The organism is Pseudomonas sp. TKO26, from assembly GCF_003225665.1.
Lineage (GTDB): Bacteria > Pseudomonadota > Gammaproteobacteria > Pseudomonadales > Pseudomonadaceae > Aquipseudomonas > Aquipseudomonas saponiphila.
On the sequence record NZ_QKLN01000005.1, the window covers coordinates 61,479 to 81,392 of the forward strand.

22 protein-coding genes and 1 tRNA gene are annotated in these 19,914 nt (G+C 60.8%); 19 read left to right on the forward strand and 4 right to left on the reverse strand.

All coding sequences use genetic code 11. The features are described 5' to 3' along the window. From DNK59_RS09210 to DNK59_RS09255, 10 genes are all read left to right on the forward strand, one after another. A complete protein-coding gene (locus DNK59_RS09210; protein ID WP_047302861.1) occupies positions 1-930 on the forward strand; it encodes an electron transfer flavoprotein subunit alpha/FixB family protein in 930 nt (309 codons plus the stop codon). Positions 931-1,011: 81 nt separating this feature from the next. Continuing rightward, positions 1,012-1,836, forward strand: coding sequence for an ABC transporter substrate-binding protein (locus tag DNK59_RS09215; protein WP_110723015.1), 825 nt, complete (start codon positions 1,012-1,014; stop codon positions 1,834-1,836). A 9-nt stretch (positions 1,837-1,845) separates the two neighbouring features. Further along, complete coding sequence (locus DNK59_RS09220) at positions 1,846-2,202, forward strand: DUF4398 domain-containing protein (RefSeq protein WP_016964456.1); 357 nt, start codon at positions 1,846-1,848, stop codon at positions 2,200-2,202. Continuing rightward, positions 2,199-3,011 carry an OmpA family protein gene (locus tag DNK59_RS09225; RefSeq protein ID WP_092316756.1) on the forward strand — a complete coding sequence of 271 codons (813 nt, stop codon included), beginning with the start codon at positions 2,199-2,201 and terminating at the stop codon, positions 3,009-3,011. The genes DNK59_RS09220 and DNK59_RS09225 overlap by 4 nt, the downstream gene beginning before the upstream one ends. A 203-nt stretch (positions 3,012-3,214) precedes the next feature. Then, positions 3,215-4,654, forward strand: coding sequence for a PLP-dependent aminotransferase family protein (locus tag DNK59_RS09230; protein ID WP_011060145.1), 1,440 nt, complete (start codon positions 3,215-3,217; stop codon positions 4,652-4,654). A gap of 76 nt (positions 4,655-4,730) precedes the next feature. Next, positions 4,731-5,231 carry a hypothetical protein gene (locus DNK59_RS09235; RefSeq protein ID WP_016964985.1) on the forward strand — a complete coding sequence of 167 codons (501 nt, stop codon included), beginning with the start codon at positions 4,731-4,733 and terminating at the stop codon, positions 5,229-5,231. A gap of 168 nt (positions 5,232-5,399) precedes the next feature. Further along, on the forward strand, positions 5,400-5,654 hold the full coding sequence (locus tag DNK59_RS09240) for a YkgJ family cysteine cluster protein (RefSeq protein WP_082729197.1): 255 nt from the start codon (positions 5,400-5,402) through the stop codon (positions 5,652-5,654). Between the two features lie 43 nt (positions 5,655-5,697). Then, complete coding sequence (locus DNK59_RS09245) at positions 5,698-6,306, forward strand: START domain-containing protein (RefSeq protein WP_110723016.1); 609 nt, start codon at positions 5,698-5,700, stop codon at positions 6,304-6,306. Positions 6,307-6,449: 143 nt separating this feature from the next. Continuing rightward, positions 6,450-6,683 (forward strand): hypothetical protein, encoded by a 234-nt coding sequence (locus tag DNK59_RS09250; protein ID WP_092316752.1) that lies wholly within the window; start codon positions 6,450-6,452, stop codon positions 6,681-6,683. Between the two features lie 214 nt (positions 6,684-6,897). Then, entirely contained in the window at positions 6,898-7,239 is a 342-nt protein-coding gene (locus DNK59_RS09255; protein WP_016964989.1) for a ribonuclease E inhibitor RraB, read from the forward strand. Between the two features lie 300 nt (positions 7,240-7,539). Here the strand turns inward: DNK59_RS09255 and DNK59_RS09260 are convergent, their stop codons facing one another. After that, entirely contained in the window at positions 7,540-8,346 is an 807-nt protein-coding gene (locus DNK59_RS09260) for a cytochrome c (protein ID WP_110723017.1), read from the reverse strand. Positions 8,347-9,129: 783 nt separating this feature from the next. Here DNK59_RS09260 and DNK59_RS09265 point away from each other — a divergent pair. The 3 genes from DNK59_RS09265 (at position 9,130) to DNK59_RS09275 (ending at position 13,332) form a co-directional block, all read left to right on the forward strand. Beyond that, complete coding sequence (locus DNK59_RS09265) at positions 9,130-10,335, forward strand: acetyl-CoA C-acetyltransferase (protein ID WP_110723018.1); 1,206 nt, start codon at positions 9,130-9,132, stop codon at positions 10,333-10,335. 25 nt (positions 10,336-10,360) lie between these two features. Further along, a complete protein-coding gene (locus tag DNK59_RS09270) occupies positions 10,361-12,505 on the forward strand; it encodes a 3-hydroxyacyl-CoA dehydrogenase NAD-binding domain-containing protein (protein WP_110723019.1) in 2,145 nt (714 codons plus the stop codon). Between the two features lie 104 nt (positions 12,506-12,609). Further along, the gene (locus DNK59_RS09275; protein ID WP_110723020.1) at positions 12,610-13,332 is read left to right on the forward strand and encodes an amidotransferase; all 723 of its coding nucleotides are present in this window, start codon (positions 12,610-12,612) and stop codon (positions 13,330-13,332) included. A gap of 40 nt (positions 13,333-13,372) precedes the next feature. Here DNK59_RS09275 and DNK59_RS09280 read toward each other — a convergent pair whose 3' ends face one another. The 3 genes from DNK59_RS09280 to DNK59_RS09290 all read right to left on the reverse strand — a co-directional run bounded on the left by DNK59_RS09280 (position 13,373) and on the right by DNK59_RS09290 (position 16,123). After that, positions 13,373-14,344, reverse strand: coding sequence for a magnesium and cobalt transport protein CorA (locus DNK59_RS09280; protein WP_110723021.1), 972 nt, complete (start codon positions 14,342-14,344; stop codon positions 13,373-13,375). A 153-nt stretch (positions 14,345-14,497) separates the two neighbouring features. After that, a complete protein-coding gene (locus DNK59_RS09285; protein WP_060842876.1) occupies positions 14,498-15,220 on the reverse strand; it encodes a 1-acyl-sn-glycerol-3-phosphate acyltransferase in 723 nt (240 codons plus the stop codon). Positions 15,221-15,433: 213 nt separating this feature from the next. After that, a complete protein-coding gene (locus tag DNK59_RS09290) occupies positions 15,434-16,123 on the reverse strand; it encodes a crotonase/enoyl-CoA hydratase family protein (RefSeq protein ID WP_060838269.1) in 690 nt (229 codons plus the stop codon). 318 nt (positions 16,124-16,441) lie between these two features. On the opposite strand from DNK59_RS09290, the gene DNK59_RS09295 reads away from it, so the two are divergent. From DNK59_RS09295 to DNK59_RS09320, 6 genes are all read left to right on the forward strand, one after another. Beyond that, positions 16,442-16,531: transfer RNA gene (locus DNK59_RS09295), tRNA-Ser, on the forward strand. 349 nt (positions 16,532-16,880) lie between these two features. Continuing rightward, positions 16,881-17,072, forward strand: a complete 192-nt coding sequence (locus DNK59_RS09300; RefSeq protein ID WP_016964335.1) for a hypothetical protein — start codon at positions 16,881-16,883, stop codon at positions 17,070-17,072. A gap of 447 nt (positions 17,073-17,519) precedes the next feature. Then, positions 17,520-17,984 carry a hypothetical protein gene (locus DNK59_RS09305; protein ID WP_371920271.1) on the forward strand — a complete coding sequence of 155 codons (465 nt, stop codon included), beginning with the start codon at positions 17,520-17,522 and terminating at the stop codon, positions 17,982-17,984. A 398-nt stretch (positions 17,985-18,382) separates the two neighbouring features. Next, a complete protein-coding gene (locus DNK59_RS09310) occupies positions 18,383-18,748 on the forward strand; it encodes a bacteriocin (RefSeq protein ID WP_110723022.1) in 366 nt (121 codons plus the stop codon). Positions 18,749-18,856: 108 nt separating this feature from the next. Further along, on the forward strand, positions 18,857-19,018 hold the full coding sequence (locus tag DNK59_RS09315) for a hypothetical protein (RefSeq protein ID WP_177431224.1): 162 nt from the start codon (positions 18,857-18,859) through the stop codon (positions 19,016-19,018). 152 nt (positions 19,019-19,170) lie between these two features. Beyond that, on the forward strand, positions 19,171-19,866 hold the full coding sequence (locus DNK59_RS09320) for an HAD-IA family hydrolase (RefSeq protein ID WP_092316736.1): 696 nt from the start codon (positions 19,171-19,173) through the stop codon (positions 19,864-19,866). Positions 19,867-19,914 lie beyond the last annotated feature (48 nt).

The window sequence follows — 19,914 nt, forward strand, 5'->3', positions numbered from 1 at the left end:
ATGACTATCTTGGTAATCGCCGAACACGATAACAAGGCGCTGGCTCCGGCCACCCTGAACACCGTTGCCGCCGCCGCCAAAATCGGTGGTGACATTCATGTGCTGGTTGCCGGTCAGGGCGTTGGCGCTGTGGCTGAAGCCGCCGCCAAAGTCGCTGGCGTGGCCAAAGTGCTGGTGGCCGACAATGCCGCCTACGCTCACCAACTGCCGGAAAACGTTGCGCCGCTGGTCGCCGAACTGGGCGCTGGCTACAGCCACATCCTGGCTGCCGCGACCTCCAACGGCAAAAACATCCTGCCGCGGGTTGCCGCCCAGCTGGACGTTGACCAGATCTCCGAGATCATCTCGGTCGAAAGCGCCGATACTTTCAAGCGTCCGATCTATGCCGGTAACGCCATCGCCACTGTGCAGTCCTCGGCTGCGGTGAAAGTCATCACCGTGCGTGCCACCGGCTTCGACGCCGTTGCCGCTGAAGGTGGTTCGGCTGCTGTCGAAGCCGTTGGCGCCGCTCACGATGCAGGCAAGTCGAGCTTCGTTGGCGAAGAGCTGGCCAAGTCCGATCGCCCTGAGCTGACCGCTGCCAAGATCGTCGTTTCCGGCGGTCGCGGCATGCAGAACGGCGACAACTTCAAGCACCTGTACGCCCTGGCTGACAAGCTGGGTGCTGCTGTCGGCGCTTCCCGCGCGGCAGTGGACGCAGGCTTCGTGCCGAACGACATGCAGGTCGGCCAGACCGGCAAGATCGTTGCGCCACAGCTGTACATCGCGGTCGGTATCTCCGGTGCGATCCAGCACCTGGCCGGCATGAAAGACTCCAAAGTGATCGTTGCGATCAACAAGGACGAAGAAGCGCCGATCTTCCAGGTGGCCGATTACGGCCTGGTGGCGGACTTGTTCGAAGCCGTTCCTGAGTTGGAGAAGCTGGTCTAATCCGGCGTCTTCACTTATAAAGAGCCCGGCCTTTTGGCCGGGTTTTTTTATGGGTGTTTTTTGTCGGGGGAGGGTATCGCCATGGATCTGCACCGCATGGGGGGCTGGGCAGCGCTGTTGAGCCTGGCGTTGTTGCCAGCGCTGTCACTGGCGGCAGGCAAGTGCGAGCGTCTGGTGGTGACCGGCAGCCCGGACGCACCGCCGTACCTGTGGCAAGACCCGCAGAACCCCAAGCACCTGATGGGGGCCAGTGCCGACCTGCTGCAGCAAGTGGCGGGGGAGCTGGGGCTCAAGGTCGAGTTGTTGTACGCCGGCAAACGTTCCGAAGCCCTGGATGAAGTTCGCAGCGGGCGCATGGACCTGCTGGCCGATGCGCCACTGACCTTCAATGAGCTGGAGTCGCTGGACTACATCCACCCGGCGCTGGTGCAGAACGACTATCTGGTGTGGACGCGCAAGGACTCGACCCTGAGCTACTCCCAGGTGGCGGACCTGGCCGGCCATCCGGGCGCGGTTTCGGAAAAGGCCCGCTTGACCCAGCCCTTTCAGGTCGTGGCCAAGGAGCACTTGCAACTCAAGCGCCTGCCGAACCTGACCCAGGTCTTCCAGACCTTGCTGCTGGGGGAAGTGGACTATGTCCTGGCACCGCGCTATGCGGGCATGGCCATGGCCCAGTCCCTGGGGATGGCGGCGGATCTGCAGGCGTTTCCCCAGGCCATCGACAAACCGGGACTGTTTCTCGCGCTGTCCCACAACTCCGCCTGCAATGACCCATGGTTGCGCGGACAGCTGGCAAAAAAGATGACAGAATTGCCCGCGTCCGGTCTGACGGAGGCCTTGCTGCAGCGCAATCTGGAGCGCTGGAAGGCCCAGTTGCAGCAACCCGTCAGCAGCCCAAAACCGTAGGAATCACGTGTGACTATTCGACCTCTTTTCCCTGCCCTGGCCCTGTTGGCCATGGCGGGTTGTGCAACCGATCCGGCGCCCACCGAGCAAATGCGCCTCACTGCCCAGGCACTGGAGCAAGCCAAGGCCGTGGGGGCCTCGGCCGAGGCGATGCCTGAGTTGAAACTGGCCGAAGACAAGTTCTCCCGGGCTCAGGGCAATATGCAGGATGAGTCCTACAAGAAGGCGCGGATGCGTGCCGAACAGGCAGAACTGGATGCTCGGCTGGCCGAGGCCAAGGTCCTGACCCAGAAGAGCCAGGAACAGGTGAACGAGCTCAACACCCGCATCACCCGCCTGCGCAAGCAACTGGGAGATGCCCAATGAGCCTTTCGACCCGGATCTTCGGTGGCGCGTTGCTGTTGGCCTGCGCCGGTCTCTATGGTTGTGCCGGCCAGCACAGCGAGGAAGCCCTGCAGCAAGCCGGTGCCGACTTCCAGAAGGTCAAGGAGGACTCCAATGTGTTGCGGATCGCGCCCAAGGACGTGATACGCGCCGGAGAATCCCTGGCCCGTGCCGATCGGCTGTCGACCTACTGGGGCAGCGGTGCCGATGTGGAGCACTATGCCTACCTGAGTCGTCGTTACAGCGAGATTGCCCGGGAGCACACGGATCAGGCGTTGAACCAGGAGCGCGCCGCCAAGCTCGAACTGGAACGACAACGCCTGCAACTGGCCCTGCGTGAGGCCAAACTGTTGAGCGTGCAACAGCAGGGCAAGTGGCTGGAGGAGCAGATCATCAGCCTGGCGACCACCCAGACCGACCGTGGCCTGGTGATGACACTGGGCGACGTGCTGTTTGACACCGGCGAGGCCGAATTGAAGAACTCGGCCAATCGCACTGTGCTTAAGGTGGTGCAGTTTCTGCAACTGAACCCCAAGCGTGTCGTGCGCATTGAGGGCTACACCGACAACACCGGTGAACGTCAGAACAATCTGCAGCTGTCGCGCGATCGAGCCCAGGCCGTGGCAGACGTGCTGGTGGATCTGGGGATCGACGAGAAGCGGATCCAGGTCGAAGGATACGGTGACGACTACCCGGTGGAAGCCAATGCCTCCGAGCGTGGCCGGGCGCAGAACCGGCGGGTGGAAATCGTCTTCTCCGACGAAAAGGGCCAGCTGGGCGCCGCTCGCTGAAACGCCTCTTGTCCCCGAAAAACCCGACGTCCGCTAGGCGTCGGGTTTTTTTATGTCTGCCAAGGTGCTCACAAAAACCCTACAGTTCTACTTTTCACTGCCCGGTGTCCTCGACTATTGTAGGAACTGTCCCAGTACACTTCTAAACTGTGCCGGTATTGTTTCACACAAGAATAAAACGCCGTGAAATCGAGTGCTGTGCCATGACCAATCTCTTGCTCTATCAACGTATCGCTCAGCAGCTGGCTGAGGATATTCGCCGTGGTGTCTACCAGCCGGGGGAGCGCGTGCCGTCGGTACGCAAGATGAGCTCGCAGCTCAACGTCAGCCACGCCACGGTGCTCCAGGCCTATGCCAACCTCGAGGACCAGGGGCTGATCCGCGCGCGTCCCCAGTCCGGTTACTACGTGCACCAGACGCCGGCGCTGACTGCGCCTACGCCGGACATTGCCCGGGTCGAGCGTCCGGGGCTGGTGACCCGCAGCAGCATTATTCAGCAGGTGTTGGTGGAGTCCCGTCGCGAAGGGGTCTTTCCTCTGGGGGCGGCAGTGCCCAGCGTCGACTACCTGCCGGTGCGGGCATTGCACCAGCAATTGGCCAAGGTCACGCGGTTTCACAGCCCACGGGCGTTCAGCTACATGTTCAGTCCGGGCTTCGAGCCACTGCGACGCCAGGTGGCGATTCGCATGCGTGATGCCGGTGTGGTGGTCGACCCTTCGGAAGTGGTGATCACTCACGGTTGTGTCGATGCCCTGCAGATGTCGCTGCGGGTCCTGACCCGGCCAGGCGATCTGATTGCCGCGGAATCGCCGACCTATTACGGATTGCTGCAACTGGCGGATTTGCTGGGGCTCAAGGTCATCGAGATTCCCAGCGATCCTTCCACCGGGATGAGCCTCGAAGCGCTGCAACTGGCGGCCAACCAGTGGTCGATCAAGGCCCTGGTCCTGACGACGCGTCTGAGCAACCCCCTGGGCGGCACCATGCCGGAGGAGCGGCAGAAGCAGTTGCTGCGTCTGGCATCGGACTTCGATATCCAGGTGGTCGAGGACGATATCTACGGCGAGTTGATGTTCGAGGTAGGGCGCACCAAGGCCCTCAAGGCCTATGACCGCCTGGACCGGGTGATCTACTGCTCGAGTTTCTCCAAGACCCTGTCACCGGGGGTGCGCATCGGCTGGATGATCGCCGGCAAGTACCAGCAGGAGATCCAGCGCCTGCAGACCTTCAGTACTCATTCGGCGTGCAGCGTGACCCAGATGGGCGTTGCGGCGTACCTGGAGAACGGCGGCTATGACCGGCATTTACGCTACATCCGCCAGGAATACCGCAAGAACCTCAGCGCCTTTCAACTGGCGGTGCAGCAGTACTTTCCGGAAGGCACGCAGATTACTCGGCCCAATGGCGGTTTCATTCTCTGGGTCAGCCTGCCTGGGCGGGTCAACACCCAGGAACTGCATGTGCGGGCCCTGCAGCAGGGCATCAGCATTGCCCCGGGGTTGATCTTCAGTAACACCGAGCAGTTCAACCACTGCGTGCGGCTCAATTGCGGCACCCCCTGGAATCGTGAGGCCGAGCGGGCCTTGATGACCCTGGGCATGCTCGCCAGCCAGTTGTGCCAGGAGGCAGCCGGCGGTTTTTAAACAATGCGGCCCTGTGCTTGTCATGGGGCTTGCAACAAGCGAGCATAGGAAACCTTTTGTCGATCTACCTGCCTTTATGAATGCCTTTTTTCCTGCCATCTGGTTATCTGCCTGTCTGTTGGGAGTTGTCGCTGTCACGCCTGTCCAGGCAGCCTCGGCCACCGATAAACCGGCTGCCAGCAGCACCCACCCGAGCAAGCCAGCTACCGCCAAGCAGACCTCGGCGAGCAAGGCCAAAGCCCAGGCCAGCGCTGGCAAGAGCAAGCCGGCAAGCAAGAAGGCAGCAGCCAAGCCCAAATCCAAGTGGGCCTATCAAGACATCAAGACGCCGTTGAAGAGCCCCAAGCTGGACCTGAGCCTACCGCCGGAAATGGTCAAGCATCTGCAACCTGTCGGCAGTGTGCCATTGCCCAAGCGCGAACCTTTGCTGCCGCAGATGTTTGGCGAGAAGCCCAAGGAAAGCAGTCCGTTCCAACTCAATGGTCGCTTGCTGAGCAACGAAATGCAGTTGCAGTTGCGCAATGAGGAGCGTCGTGAAATCGAAGGCGCGGCCCTGGATTTCGAATTCAAGCAGTAAATTCTTCAACCTGTTTGTGACTGGCTGCAGCGACGTTTTGTCGGAGACTGATCAGTCACGCACGGTTGTGCGTCAAATCCGTTCTTTGAGTAATTTTAAACGGCTGTTTTAGCGGTTACTCTTGTCCGGCGTCATTCAACACTATGCTTGTCGCGAGGAGCTTTCGTCATGAAATGCCGTGAAGGTTGTGGCGCCTGCTGCATTGCCCCTTCCATCAGCTCACCGATCCCCGGAATGCCCAATGGCAAGCCGGCGGGAGAACGTTGCCTGCACCTGTCTGTCGAACACCTGTGTGGCTTGTTCGGTAGGCCGGAGCGGCCAGCGGTGTGCGGCGCGTTTCAGGCAGATCCCGAGGTGTGCGGCGAAAGCCGGGAAGATGCCATCCGCTTGCTCGGATGGTGGGAACAAGTGACAGCGGCTTAGAGTGTTCTTAATGAACGGAACTTCAACAATAAGGAATAAGACAATGGGTTCGCTGTATCGAATGGCTGTGCTCTGTGGCTTCACCGTGCTGTTGTCGGCAACGGCCCACGCCGAAGACTGGCAAACGGCGAAGGACGAAGACGGCATCAAGATTTCCTTGAGTGAAGTGGCCGGCTCCAAATACAAGGCATACCGTGGTGTCACCACCATGAAGACCTCCATCGCCAAGCTGCGTGCATTGCAGGAAGACGTGGTGGGTGCCTGCGCCTGGATCCATGAGTGCAAGACCCAGAAACTGCTCAAGCACGAAGGCGATCAAACCTGGACCTACACCCAGTTCAACACGCCTTGGCCGGTCACTGCGCGTGACTCGGTGCTGCACATCACTACCAGCGAAGCCGCAGACGGCAGTCTGACCCGCAAGCTGGAAGGTGTGCCGACCTACATCCCGGAAGAGAAAGGTTTCGTGCGCGTATCCCAGGTCGAGGGTTACTGGAAGTTCGTGCCCAAAGGTGCCGATCAGGTCGAAGTGACCTATCAGGTGCACACCGAGCCTGGTGGCAGCGTGCCGTCCTGGTTGGCCAACAAGTTCGTGGTGGACGCCCCTTTCAACACCCTGAAGGCGCTCAAGACCCGTGCCGAAAAGCCGTGACCGGCTGACGGTCCAAGGGTTCGATCAAGGCCGCCTCCGAGCGGCCTTTTTCTTGGCTGGCCTGCCCTTGTCGCGGAACGTTTGCCTCTGGCTCAAGGTCGAGATGCTGTAGGCCCACTGACAGGGCTATCGAGGAGGCGCTGATGCAAAAGTGGCAAGTCACTTTCGTGGATGATCATGGTGTCCAGTCCGTCGAGGACTTCGATTGCGAGCAGGAGCCGACGCTGGAGCGGGCCGCGCAGTTGGTCAGGGCCAAGTTGCTGCCGGTCAGTGCCGAACTGGATCTGAATGATCTGGACGGACGTATCGAAGCCCCCACTCTCAAGAGCCTGAAAGAGCAGAACAGCATTCAGATTCTACGCATCACGCCGATCTAGAGACGACAGAGATTGCTTGCGCAGCTATTTCTGGCGGCGCCCAGACGTTGGCGCTAATCTGCAAACGAGATCAGCAAATTCTTCGCCTAGCTCTGATCTTGTCAGCTCCATGCTTGTTTCCTGACGGCCCGCCCCCGGGTCGTGATGCCGGTCACTGTGGTCGGCGAGTCGGGAAGCGCGGAAAGTCTATCCATCGGTTTGAGGAGGACGTTTCATGAGCACAGCCGTTCAAGAAGACCTCAGCAGCAGTGTGCTGCGCCGCATGAAAGAAGGCGGTTTTGATTTTTCACGATTCCATCCCATCGAGTTCTACGCCATTTTTCCGGACGAGGAGCGGGCGCGCAGGGCGGCAGGACAGTTTCGCGGTGAATCCTTGAACGCCCAGGTCAGCGTGCGTGATGACGGCGCCTGGTATCTGGAACTGAGCAAGGTGATGTACGCCACCCATGGCGGCATCGGGGATTTTGAGCAGGACTTCGAGGCCGTGGTCGAGCCTCTGGGCGGCATCATTGAAGGATGGGGGGTGAAGCAGGAGATTCGCGGGCGCCTGGTATAACCCGGCGTCATTGGCATCAAGATCGACAATTGGCTGGCCCTCGGGTCGGCCAATTGCGTTTCAAGGGCGCTCAAAGTTAAAAAAAGCCACCCGAGAGGGTGGCTAAAAGGGAAGACCGGTCAGGAGAGGGAACCGGTCGGGAGAGCCCGGACCCGGTTGTCATCGGCGTCATCAAGGTTGCAGCAGCGACTTCATCAGGCTTGGCGAAGTGTTTGCTCGATGGACGCGATTATCCGCCCGCCTGAGCCGACCGGGAAATCAACTCTGGCTATCCAGGCGATAGACAACGCCCGAATCAGCTCAAGGCAGCTGCTTGCGCCCCGCCATGTGCCGCAGATAGCCCAGCAACAACTCCAGCTCTTGATCCGGCAACACGCTGCTGTCGAACCCGGGCATCTTGGCCTGGGGCCAGCGCCTCAGGCTCTGCGGATCGCGGATGTAGCGCTTGAGAAAGTCGCCACTGAAATACTCGGTAGGGCTGTAGGGAATGTTCAAGTCCGGCCCGAACTGCGAGTCACCGGCGGCATTCAGGCGGTGGCAGGCTAGGCAGTTCTTCTGGAACAGGCGAAAGCCCTGGTTGACCGGATCATTGCTTGCCAGCTTCGGGTCCGGAGCCAGGGCCGGAAAACGCTCCGCCACCGGCGCCAGGCGCTGGATGCGCGCCACCTGGAATGGCCATTGCTCGGGGCTGATATGCCCGGCTTGCGGGTCCGTCCACACCAGGTAGAAAGGCCCGGCGCCGGGTTTGTCCGCGGCGAGTCGAGGCCAGGGTTTGTCCGGGTCTTCGATGGCCAGCCAGGCCTGGGAGCCCTGGGTGTCGAGCAGAGGCGCGGCGTTCAGTTCGGCGGCGAAGCCGTCCAGGGCCACGGCCTGCACATGGTCATCGGCCTTGAGTCCCTTGAGCAGGGCCGCCATGGGCACGGCCCGGTATTGCATGTCGCGGTGGTAGGACACATCGTCCTTGATCTTGATGGTCTGCGCTGCGGGGTGCTTGAGCAGTTCTTCGGTCTGCCAGGTGCGGCTGCCGGAGCCCAGGTCGATCAGCAGTTGGGCGGCGTACAGCGGGCTGCTGGTCAGGAGGGCAGCGCAAAGGAGGAGAGCTTTCAATGGATGGCCGTCGGATCTTCGTCAGTGGGGGAGGCTTCACCGGGCTGCAGGTCTTAGGGTGGCGACACTGGGTCGACCAAGCGTCCCGGAGTTCTTCGTGTTTGGCGTGGTTCAAGATACCGAAATAGTCGCGCTTGGCTAGCGGGTCTTGGCCCTCCCGCACGAGCGGGTCGGTGGCGACATGAATCCTCCTCCTTGCCGTGGCTCAGCAATATGGGCAGACGACAGCGTGCCCCCGGCGAGAACCGGGGGCTGGGTGCTGGTCGGTTGGTCGAGCAACCACGTATCAGCCGATCACTCTGGTGAGGTTCGGCAAGATCAACAGCAATGTGGTTGCGAAGAGGATGAGCCCCGCCTGACGTACTTTCGAATGTTTGAACATGGCTGAATGCCTTTTGTTGTTATTCCTGAGCATCAATGCATGCCGGTCCTGAAGATGATTGTGGGCCGGTTATGTGTCCTTTTTTTGACCTGTCCCGATGCAGAGTCCGTCCGGAACTTCCTACAGTTTCTACCTTAGGGGCCTTGAATCCTCTGGCTTAGATCCAATTCGTATGAAGTTATAGCTGCAATCCCTGAAAACGCTATAAATCCACTGACATACAGGGTGGTCGCCCTTTGGCTAGACAGCTCGCGACCCTTTATCGGGCGATCGCTTAGCTGCCTACCGTTCGTCTGAGCGTCAGCGTCAAGGCGGCTGAGCGCATCGGTCATTGAATCCACGGCTGTCGCGCCTAAGGTGAGGGCTCGACATTTTCCCCTGCACAGCGGTTCGAGGACGTCATGACCCAAGCGTTGATATTCGATGCATTACGCACGCCCCGTGGTAAAGGCAAGGCCGATGGCGCCTTGCACAGCGTGAAACCGGTGAACCTGGTGGGCGGCCTGTTGCGGGCGCTGCAACAGCGTTGCGAACTGGACACCAGCCAGGTGGACGACGTGGTCCTGGGTTGCGTGACGCCCATCGGCGATCAAGGGGCCGATATCGCCAAGACCGCCGTTCAGGCCGCGGATTGGGATGTGAGCGTGGCCGGCGTGCAGATCAATCGCTTCTGCGCCTCGGGGTTGGAGGCGGTCAACCTCGGTGCGATGAAGGTGCGCTCGGGGTTCGAGGAACTGGTGGTGGTCGGTGGCGTCGAGTCCATGTCCCGGGTGCCCATGGGCAGCGATGGTGGGGCCTGGGTGCTGGACCCGGAAACCAATATGCACAGCCATTTCACCCCCCAGGGCATTGGCGCGGACCTGATCGCGACCCTAGAGGGCTTCTCCCGCGAGGAGGTCGACCGCTTCGCCCTGCAATCCCAGCAGAAGGCGGCCCGGGCCCGGGCCAGCGGTGCCTTCGCCAAGTCCCTGGTGCCGGTGCAGGACCAGAACGGCATCGTCTTGCTGGAGCATGACGAGTTCATCCGCGCCGACTCGACCCTGGAAGGCCTGGGCAGCCTCAAGCCGAGTTTCGAAATGATCGGGCAGATGGGCTTCGACGCCACCGCGCTACGGGTCTACAGCCATGTCGAACGCATCCACCACGTGCACACCCCGGGCAACAGTTCGGGCATCGTCGACGGTTCGGCGCTGATGCTCATCGGTTCAGAGGCCAAGGGCCGGGAGCTGGGGCTCAAGCCCCGGGCGCGGATCGTGGCCACGGCGGTCACCAGCACCGACCCCACCATCATGCTCACCGGTCCGGCGCCGGCCACCCGCAAGGCCTTGGCTAAGGCCGGGCTACGAGTCGAGGACATCGATCTGTTCGAGGTCAACGAAGCCTTTGCCTCGGTGGTGCTCAAGTTCATCAAGGACATGGCCATCGATCCGGCCAGGGTCAACGTCAACGGTGGCGCCATTGCCCTGGGCCATCCGCTGGGGGCCACCGGCTGCGCGATCCTCGGCACCTTGCTCGACGAACTGGAAAGCCGGCGCCAGCGCTACGGCCTGGCGACCCTCTGTGTCGGCGGCGGCATGGGTATCGCCACCATCATCGAACGCCTCTGAGCCCCGTCTTCAAGGAATCATCTTCATGACCGATGCCATCCGTTACGAAAAGGGCCAGGACCAGATCGTCGTCCTGACTATCGATATGCCGGGCCAGAGCGCCAACACCATGAACGAGCTGTACCGCGAGGCCATGGCCGGCGTCGTGGCGCGCCTGCAGGCCGAGCAGCAATCGATTGCCGGGGTGATCATCACCTCGGCGAAAAAGACCTTCTTTGCCGGCGGCGACCTCAATGAACTGATCAAGGTCGGCAAGCCGCAAGCCAAGGCCTTCTATGACATGGTGTTGACCCTCAAGGGCCAGTTGCGCGCGCTGGAAACCCTGGGTAAGCCGGTGGTCGCGGCTATCAATGGTGCTGCCCTGGGCGGCGGCTGGGAAATTTGCCTGGCCTGCCATCATCGGGTGGCCCTGAACGATCAATCGCTACAGATCGGCCTGCCGGAAGTCACCCTGGGCCTGTTGCCCGGTGGCGGCGGGGTGGTGCGCATGGTGCGCCTGCTCGGCCTGGAAAAGGCGTTGCCGTATCTGCTGGAAGGCAAGAAAGTGCGCCCGCAGCAGGCGCTGCAAGCTGGCCTGATCGACGCCTTGGCGACGGATCGCGATGAGCTGCTGGCCAAGGCTCGGGCCTGGATCCTCGCCAACCCGGCGGCCCAGCAGCCCTGGGATGCGCGCGGTTATCAGATCCCCGGCGGCACGCCGGCCAACCCGAAAGTGGCGCAGATGCTGGCCATTGCCCCGTCGATTCTGCGGGCCAAGACCCAGGGCTGCTTCCCCGCGCCGGAAAAGATCCTGTGCGCCGCGGTCGAAGGCGCCCAGGTGGATTTCGCTACCGCGCAACTGATCGAGACGCGCTACTTCACCGAGCTGACCACCGGCCAGGTGGCGAAGAACATGATCGGCACCTTCTGGTTCCAGCTCAATGAAATCAATGCCGGTGGCTCGCGCCCTCAGGGCATCGCGCCGCAGACCACGAAAAAACTCGGGGTGTTGGGGGCCGGGATGATGGGGGCGGGGATTGCCTACGTCAGCGCGGTGGCGGGCATCGAGGTGGTGCTCAAGGACATCAGCGTCGAGGCGGCCGAGAAGGGCAAGGCCCACTCGGCGGCGCTGCTGGAGAAAAAGCTGGCGCGCGGGCAACTGAGTCGCGAGCAGCGTGACGCGATCCTGGCACGAATCCGTACCACCGCCGAGGACGCCGACCTGGCCGGTTGCGACCTGATCATCGAGGCGGTGTTCGAGGATCGCGAGCTCAAGGCCAAGGTGTCCCGGGCCGCGCAGCAGGTGGTCGGCGGTGAAGCGGTGATCGCCTCCAACACCTCAACCCTGCCCATCACCGGGTTGGCCACGGCGGTGCCGAATCCGGATAAGTTCATCGGCCTGCACTTCTTCAGCCCGGTGGACAAGATGCCCCTGGTGGAAATCATCAAGGGCGCGCAGACCAGCGCTGCGACCCTGGCCCGTGGGTTCGACTTCGTGTTGCAGATCAACAAGACCCCGATCGTGGTCAACGACAGTCGCGGATTCTTCACCTCCCGGGTGTTCGGCACCTTCACCAATGAAGGCATCGCCATGCTCGGCGAAGGCGTTTCGGCGCCGATGATCGAAACCGAGGCGCGCAAGGCCGGGATGCCGGTAGGGCCGCTGGCGATTTCCGATGAAGTCTCCCTAAGCCTGATGAGTCACATCCGTCAGCAGACCGCCAAGGACCTGCAGGCTGAAGGCAAGCCGCCGATCAAGCATCCGGCGTTTGCTGTGATCGACCAGTTGCTCAATGACGACAAGCGTGCGGGCAAGGCCGCTGGCGGCGGTTTCTACGACTACCCGGCCGGCGGCCAGAAGCACTTGTGGCCAGAGTTGCACACGCGCTTCTATCGCGCCGATGGACAGATCTCGCCCCAGGACGTGCGCGACCGCCTGCTGTTCATCCAGGCCATCGAAACCGTGCGTTGCCTGGAGGAGGGGGTGTTGCAGTCCACGGCGGACGCCAATATCGGCTCGATCTTCGGCATCGGTTTCGCTGCCTGGAGCGGCGGCGCCCTGCAGTTCATCAATCAGTACGGGGTGAAGGATTTCGTCGCCCGTGCGCAGTACCTGGCGCAGCAATACGGAGAACGATTCGCCCCGCCGACCCTGCTCCTGGAGAAGGCTCGCCAGGGCCAGTGGTTCTGAGGTTGACGGACGCTCAATGAGTGGCCCGGGGCTTGCCTTGCCGTGGTATTTCAAGGCAGGCTCTGGGCTGTTCATTATTGCCATCACCTTGTCAGGAATTTTTTATGTCGCTACGCATCTGCATTCTTGAAACCGATATCCTGCGTCCCGAGTTGGTCGATCAATATCAGGGTTACGGGCAGATGTTCCAGCGCCTGTTTTCCCAGCAACCCATTGCCGCCCAGTTCAGCGTCTACAACGTGGTCCAGGGCGATTATCCCAGCGACGATCTGGAGTTCGACGCTTACCTGGTGACCGGCAGCAAGGCCGACTCCTTTGGCACCGATCCCTGGATTCAAACCCTCAAGACCTACCTGCTGGGCCGCTACGAGCGCGGCGACAAGCTGCTGGGCATCTGCTTCGGCCATCAGTTGCTGGCGTTGCTGCTGGGGGGCAAGAGCGAGCGGGCGACTCAAGGCTGGGGCGTTGGCACCCATAGCTACAAGCTGGCCGCCAAGGCGCCGTGGATGAGCCCGGTGGTGGAGGAACTGACACTGTTGATCAGCCACCAGGATCAGGTCACCGCGCTACCGGAAAACGCCACAGTGATCGCCTCCAGCGATTTCTGCCCTTATGCTGCGTATCACATCAATGACCAGGTCCTGTGTTTCCAGGGGCACCCTGAGTTCATCCACGACTACTCCCGGGCGCTGCTGGATCTGCGCCAGGAGTTTCTCGGCGAGAGGATCTACCAGAAGGGCTTGGCCAGTCTCGAACACGAGCACCACGGCACCACCGTTGCGGAGTGGATGATGCGTTTCGTCGCCCACAAACCCGAGGTCGCATGACCTGCATGGGCCCAGGCGTCCGCGCCCGGGGCCCATTCCCTCAGAGCCAGCCGGAACGCTTGAAGCTGGCCCACAGGCTGACACAGCCGACACTGATAAAACCCAAGACACCGAAGTAGCCGTAGTGCCAGCTCAGCTCCGGCATGTTCTGGAAGTTCATCCCGTAGATCCCCGCCACAGCGGTGGGAAACGCCAGAATCGCCGCCCAGGCGGCGAACTTGCGCTGCACGATGCTTTGCCGTGAAGCCTCCAGCAGCACACCGATCTCGATGGTCTGGCTGGCGATATCGCGCAGGGTCGACAAATCCTCCATCTGCCTGGTGACGTGAATCTGCACGTCACGGAAATACGGCCGCATGTTCTTGTCGATGAACGGAAAGCTGAGTTTCTGCAGCTCCTCGCTGATTTCCACCATGGGCGCTACATAGCGGCGCAGGCGCAGCACGTCTCGGCGCAGGCCGTGGAGGTTCTGGATGTCCCGCTCGTTCAGCGAATTGCACAGGACGTTGCGTTCCAGTTCGTCGATTTCGCCATGGATGGCCTCACTGACCGGCTGGTAGTTCTCGGTGACGAAATCCAGCAGCGCATAAAGGACGAAGTCCTCGCCGTGCTCCAGCAGCAGGGGGCGCGCCTCGCAACGCTGGCGTACATAGCCATAGGAGGCCGAGTGACCGTTGCGTGCGGTGATGATGTAGCCGTTGCCGGCAAAGATGTGGGTTTCGATGAACTCCAGCTTGCCCTCGGTGCGCACCGGTGAATAAGTGACGATGAACAAGGCGTCGCCGAAGGTTTCCAGCTTGGGGCGGCTGTGCTTTTCCAGGGCGTCTTCAATGGCCAGTTCATGCAGGTTGAACTGGCGTTGCAGATTGGCCAGTTCGTGGGCATTGGGTTCCTCCAGGCCGATCCACACGAAGTGGCCGGGTTTCGCGGCCCAGGCAGCCCCTTCGTCAAGGCTGATATCGGTGACTTTCTTTCCGCCGCTGTACACGGCGGCAGCAACAACTCTACCCATGGCTCTGCTTCACTTCTTCTTATCAATGGGGCGGTTACAAATCAGCAGCTTAGCCTGCAATGCAGCATCAGAGTCACTGCCGGAGCTGGAGTTCGCAGACAAATTAAAGCCCGCACGGAGCGGGCTTGCAGGCAGTGGGGGCGGGCTCGCGGTTCAGGCGGCTTGCAGTTGGCGATCCATGTGGGCGATGCATTCGCGCATCTGCTCGCGACACTGGGCGATCAACCGCGGCATGTCGTCCATGGTCAGCCCGGCGGTGGGAATTGCCGGCAGCGAACGGATCAGGATCTTGCCGCTGTTCCAGCGGTTCAGGCGCATGTGCTTGATGTAGCTGCTGACACACACCGGCACGATCGGCACGCCGGCGGCGATGGCCATCTGGAACGCGCCCTTCTTGAACGGCAGCAGATCCTCGCCGAGGTTGCGGGTGCCTTCGGGGAAGACCCAGATCGAGGTGTCCTTGTGTTGCAGCGTATGGGTGGTGGTGAGCATGGAGCGCCGCGCCTTGTGCGGGTTGCCGCGATCGATAAGGACATTGCCCGCCAGCCAGAACAGCTGCCCGAACAGCGGCACCCATTTCAGGCTCTTCTTGCCGATGCACACCGTGCGCCGCGGCACTACATTGCCGAACACGAACAAATCGTAATTGGACTGGTGGTTGGCGATGATCACGCAGCTTTCAGGCTTGTCCATCAGCGGCCCGACTTCGGCCTTGACCCGCAGGCGCAGGATGCACATCGCCGGCCAGGCGTAGAGGCGGGCGCACAGGCGACTGTTGTCCGGGTTGAATGGACGACACAGTCCAAGCAGCAGCCCCAGGCTTCCGGCAAGGATAAAGTGCAGGCCCATCAGCGACATACGAAACAGATACAGCATCTAAACGGCCCACCGGGGACAAAAGGTGGCGCAGTGTACGGATGTGCACTGTTTTCGGCAATTGCCGCTCTCAGCCGGGAGATGGGCGATGTTTAAGTACATGTTTCCGCTAACCGGTGTCAGCGGCGCTCTAGAGGCTTTTGTCTGTGCATTTCGGCCAGGCAAGAAAAAGCCCGACACGCAGGTCGGGCCGATTCATTCCACACGGGCGACTCAGCCCATGTGTTCCTGGTCGAGGATGATGGCGTTGTCTAGGGTGTCCAGCAGGGCCTTGCGCACCTTCAGCTTGGTGTTCTTGTGGGCCAGCATATTGATCTTCTTCAGCTGGCGTGCGGCGGCCAGGGCCGTGCCTTGCAATTCCTCGGCGCTCACCACCTTGTCGAGGAAGCCGGCATCCACCGCGCCTTGCGGGTCGAACATCTCGCCATTGATCACCGAACGATGGAAGGCCGAACGTCGCAGGCGGTCGCGGGCCAGCTCGATGCCGGCATGGTGCATGGTCATGCCGATCTGCACTTCGTTAAGACCGATGCTGAAGGGGCCGTCGACGCCGATACGGTAATCCGCCGACAACAGCAGGAAGGCACCCTTGGCCACCGCGTGACCCGGGCAGGCGACGATCACCGGGAAAGGGTGGGACAGCAGGCGGCGCGCCAGGGTCGAGCCTTGGGTTACCAGCGCCACGGCCTCTTTGGGACCAGCGGTCATCACCTTGAGGTCGTAACCGCCGGAGAGAATGCCCGGCTGACCGGTGATGATCACCACGGCGCGATCGGCGGTGGCCTGATCCAGCGCGGCGTTGAAAGCGGCGATCACGTCCGGGGAGATGGCATTGACCTTGCCATTGCTCAAGGTCAGGGTCGCGATACCGTCTTCGAGATGGTAGGAAATCAACTCACTCATGACGCAATTCCTTGTATTGAAGTGCAGCAGAAGTTACTCACCACGACCGATCTGGTAAAGCGCCGTGGCTGACTGATGAGTCAGGTGCAAGGCCGGGCATTGGCCTGCGCGGCGCCGCCGGCCGTGCCTGCTTTCTTCTATATGGCCAGAGGCAAGGCTGAAGAATGGCCGGTTTGCCTTGTTGCTGCAGGGCCCGAGTCCCCTGCAACGACGGATCGATCTTAAGCGCATGAAAATTCTGAAAAAAAAGTTTGCCATCTGAAAAGCTATCGACTACATTAGCGCGCCTCGACAGACTGAATCGGTTTGACGAGATACGGTGAAGTGTCCGAGTGGCTTAAGGAGCACGCCTGGAAAGTGTGTATACAGGAAACTGTATCGAGAGTTCGAATCTCTCCTTCACCGCCACATTCGATGTACAGAAAACCCCTGGCTTCCGCGAGAAGCCAGGGGTTTTTTGCATTCTGGCCCTGTCCGTTGCACATGTTGCGGCCCGTGCGTGCAGGCTTGCTCTGGTCCTGTGGCCGTTGACGATTTTTGTGAGTCTGGTCGACCGGCTCTGCCACCGCCCCGGTTGAGTGCGAAAGATTGTCCTGGATCAGCTTTGCTTCTGGTGCCTTGGCCGCTCGTCGGTGTCCGGCGATTTTGAACGGCAGGTCGGTAAATGACTGTCTAGTCTGATCTGCCGTGACGGTCAGTATTTTCCAGGCAATCAGGAGCTTGCCGGTACTGATCGGTTGTTGGAGGGAGCTGGGAAATGAGGAGTCTTGCCTATATCGAAGACAACGGGGATGAGTTCCCAATCAACAACTTGGTGCGTTGCGGTCAGGCCGCATTTGAAGTGGAAGATCAATCTCGGGTCAGCGTGAGTAACAGGAAAAAAACTGCACCGCTGCCGGTCGCCAGTAATACGATGTTTTTCCCCAAGGCATTGCCGAAGAGAAAGTAAAGTTCAGTTATAAGAGCCCCGCCAGATGCGGGGTTTTTTATTGTCCGCGAATTATCGATGACAGATGTTGAAAGACCTGACGTTTCAATGGAGGCGTGTGGAGGGTGTGTTCAGGGTGCGACGTTGGCAAGGGCGGGGCGGATAAGCTTTTTACCGGAGTCGGGAGGCGTTTCCCAGGCGCTGCGGTGCCGTGGGTAAGAGCCGTCAACAGGTCGGGTTCAACGGTGTTGCAGGTCAGGAGCATGCTTCAGTGGCAGGGTAGTTTGTGTATTAAATTTTTTATTGAGTTTGAGTAGCCGTATTAATTGTTTATCGCCAGTGCGAAGAGGTCGGTAAAGAAGGTTCTGTTGTGATTTGGGAATCCTCTTATCTCAATTGGCTATAACTGGCGATATGTTCCTTATCCCGATCAAAGCGGGGCTGTGCATCCAGCGATGATGCCTATAAATGAAAAGCGATAAGGAAATAAACGTGAAAGCTATTTTCAAACTCTTCGCCCTGTCCGCCCTCGTAGCCGCCGCCACCGGCTGCACCAGCTACAACATCAGCCAACCATCGGCGCCTATCGACAGTCAGGTCAAGGCTGACCTGAAGGCGGACGTGGCAGTGGGCGAGGCGATCTCGGGTCAGTCGTCGGTGAACATTCTGTTTGGCTTCCTGCAGTTTGGCGGCGATAGCCAGTTCGCTGACGGTGTCGCTTACGGCGGTGATGGTGGTGGTGCGTTGGGTGGCCTGGGTCTGGACCCGGTCAGCTCGGTCAAGTCCGCAGCGGCCTACAAGGCCGTCAAATCGTCGGGTGCCGACCTGATCGTTGCTCCGCGTTATGAAGTGAACGAAGAAAACTACTTTGTCTTCAAGAAAGTCTCGGTCACCGTCAAAGGCAACAAAGGCAACATCCGCAGCATTCATTGATTCGCGCTGCGCATGAGCGTCTTGGGTGGAGGTCGGATCGTTGCAGCAGCAGTCTTCCAAGGGGCTGTCCGTCGCCGATCTGGCCTGAACATCTTCAGTCAGGTGAGCTGAAGTTGCCGCGGGATCTGTGAGTTGAAGGAACTGTCGGTGTCGCTCCCAGCGGTAGTGTCTTTTCACAGAATCTTCACATCTGCCTGAGTACGCTCAGACCATCCGTTAAACGCAATACCCCTAGCCCGTTCCCCAGCGGGCTTTTTTTTGCGCGCTGATAAAACTCTTTTAAAATCAGCTGTCCAAGCCACCGGAAAGCAACCCGGTGTTGCTGTGACGCCGCCGCTGGAGCGGCGCAGCGCTGGTCTTACAAGTCGGTTCTATAGTCTTATTTTGAGGTTCAAGTCATGCGTTCAACTTTACCTGCCCTGGTTGTGGGACTTCTGCTGGCTCAAGGCGCAATGGCCGGCGATGGCACCGCAGCCATCGGTGGCGGCCTCGGCGGTGCGCTGGGCAACGTGGTCGGCCAGCAGCTCGGTGGCAGTACCGGGGCAGCCATTGGTGCGGGTGTGGCCGGGGCGGCCGGCAGTGCGGCAGGCGCGCGCAAGGGTAGCCGGGCCAAAGCGGCGATTGGCGGTGGCCTGGGGTCGGCAGGGGGGGCGCTGATCGGCAACCGGCTGGGCGGCAGCACCGGGTCCACCGGGGGGGCCGGTATCGGCGGCGCGGCGGGCGGCGCCCTGGGTAGCAGCATGGGTCACAAGAAGCGTCATTGATCGTCGCGTTGTGCAAAGAAACCCGGCCCTGTGCCGGGTTTTTTGTGCGCGCAGGTCCAGGCTTCACCATACTCAACGGTGCCAACCGCGATATTCCAGGAGACGATCATGTCCCGCGAGACTCCAGGCACAACCCAGCCACCCAGCGCAGAACCGCAGGTGATCAATGACCCGGGCAACGAAGATCCGGGCTCCTTGATGGACGATGCGCAAGTGCCGTTGCTAGAGGCGCCACCAGCGCAGGAGGACGACTCTTCGGACGATGCCTGATGCCATTCCCTCAACCTTGGCCGTGCTCCTTGGTTGCTCCTGACCCAGCCCCGCCGCTATGCTGCTGAACCCTTTAATTGACGCGTTGCCAAGAACACGGGCCGTATCTGAGCCGCTCCCTGGAATGTACCTTTGCTAACGGATCCGATGTGATGAATGCACAGTTGAATGATTTGGGGCCGATCAAGGCGGTGATTTTCGACATGGATGGCCTGCTTCTCGACACCGAGGGCATCTACACCGAGATCACCCAGATGATCGCCGAGCGTTATGGCCGCACCTACGACTGGACCATCAAGCAGAACATCATCGGTCGCGGGGCCGCTGATCTGGCGCGCTACGTGGTGCAGGCCCTGGACTTGCCCATCAGTGCCGAGGAGTTCCTGGTCATGCGCGAGCCGTTGATGCGTGAGCGCTTTCCCCGCGCCGAAGCCATGCCGGGTGCCCAGCAACTGGTGCGCCACTTGAAGGATCACCGGATCCCCATTGCCGTGGGCACCAGTTCGTCGCAGATGTCCTTTGGCGAGAAAACCACCCGTCATGGCGACTGGTTCGCCCTGTTCGACACCATCGTCACCGCCGATGATCCGGAAGTCACGGCGGCCAAGCCGGCGCCGGACATTTTCCTCACCGCCGCCCGACGCCTGGGCGTGGCGCCCCAGGAATGCCTGGTCTTCGAGGATTCGCCGTTTGGCGTGACCGCTGCCCGGGCTGCGGGCATGAGCGTGATCGCGGTCCCCGATCCGGCCATGGCCGATGCCAAGTTTGCTCATGCCGACAGGATTCTGCGTTCGCTCAAGGGTTTTGAACCTGTGACCTGCGGTTTGCCCCATCTGATCTGGGACTGAGCGGGCGAGAGTGGCACTCGTGCGTTGGAAGTCGGGCATTGCCGGGCT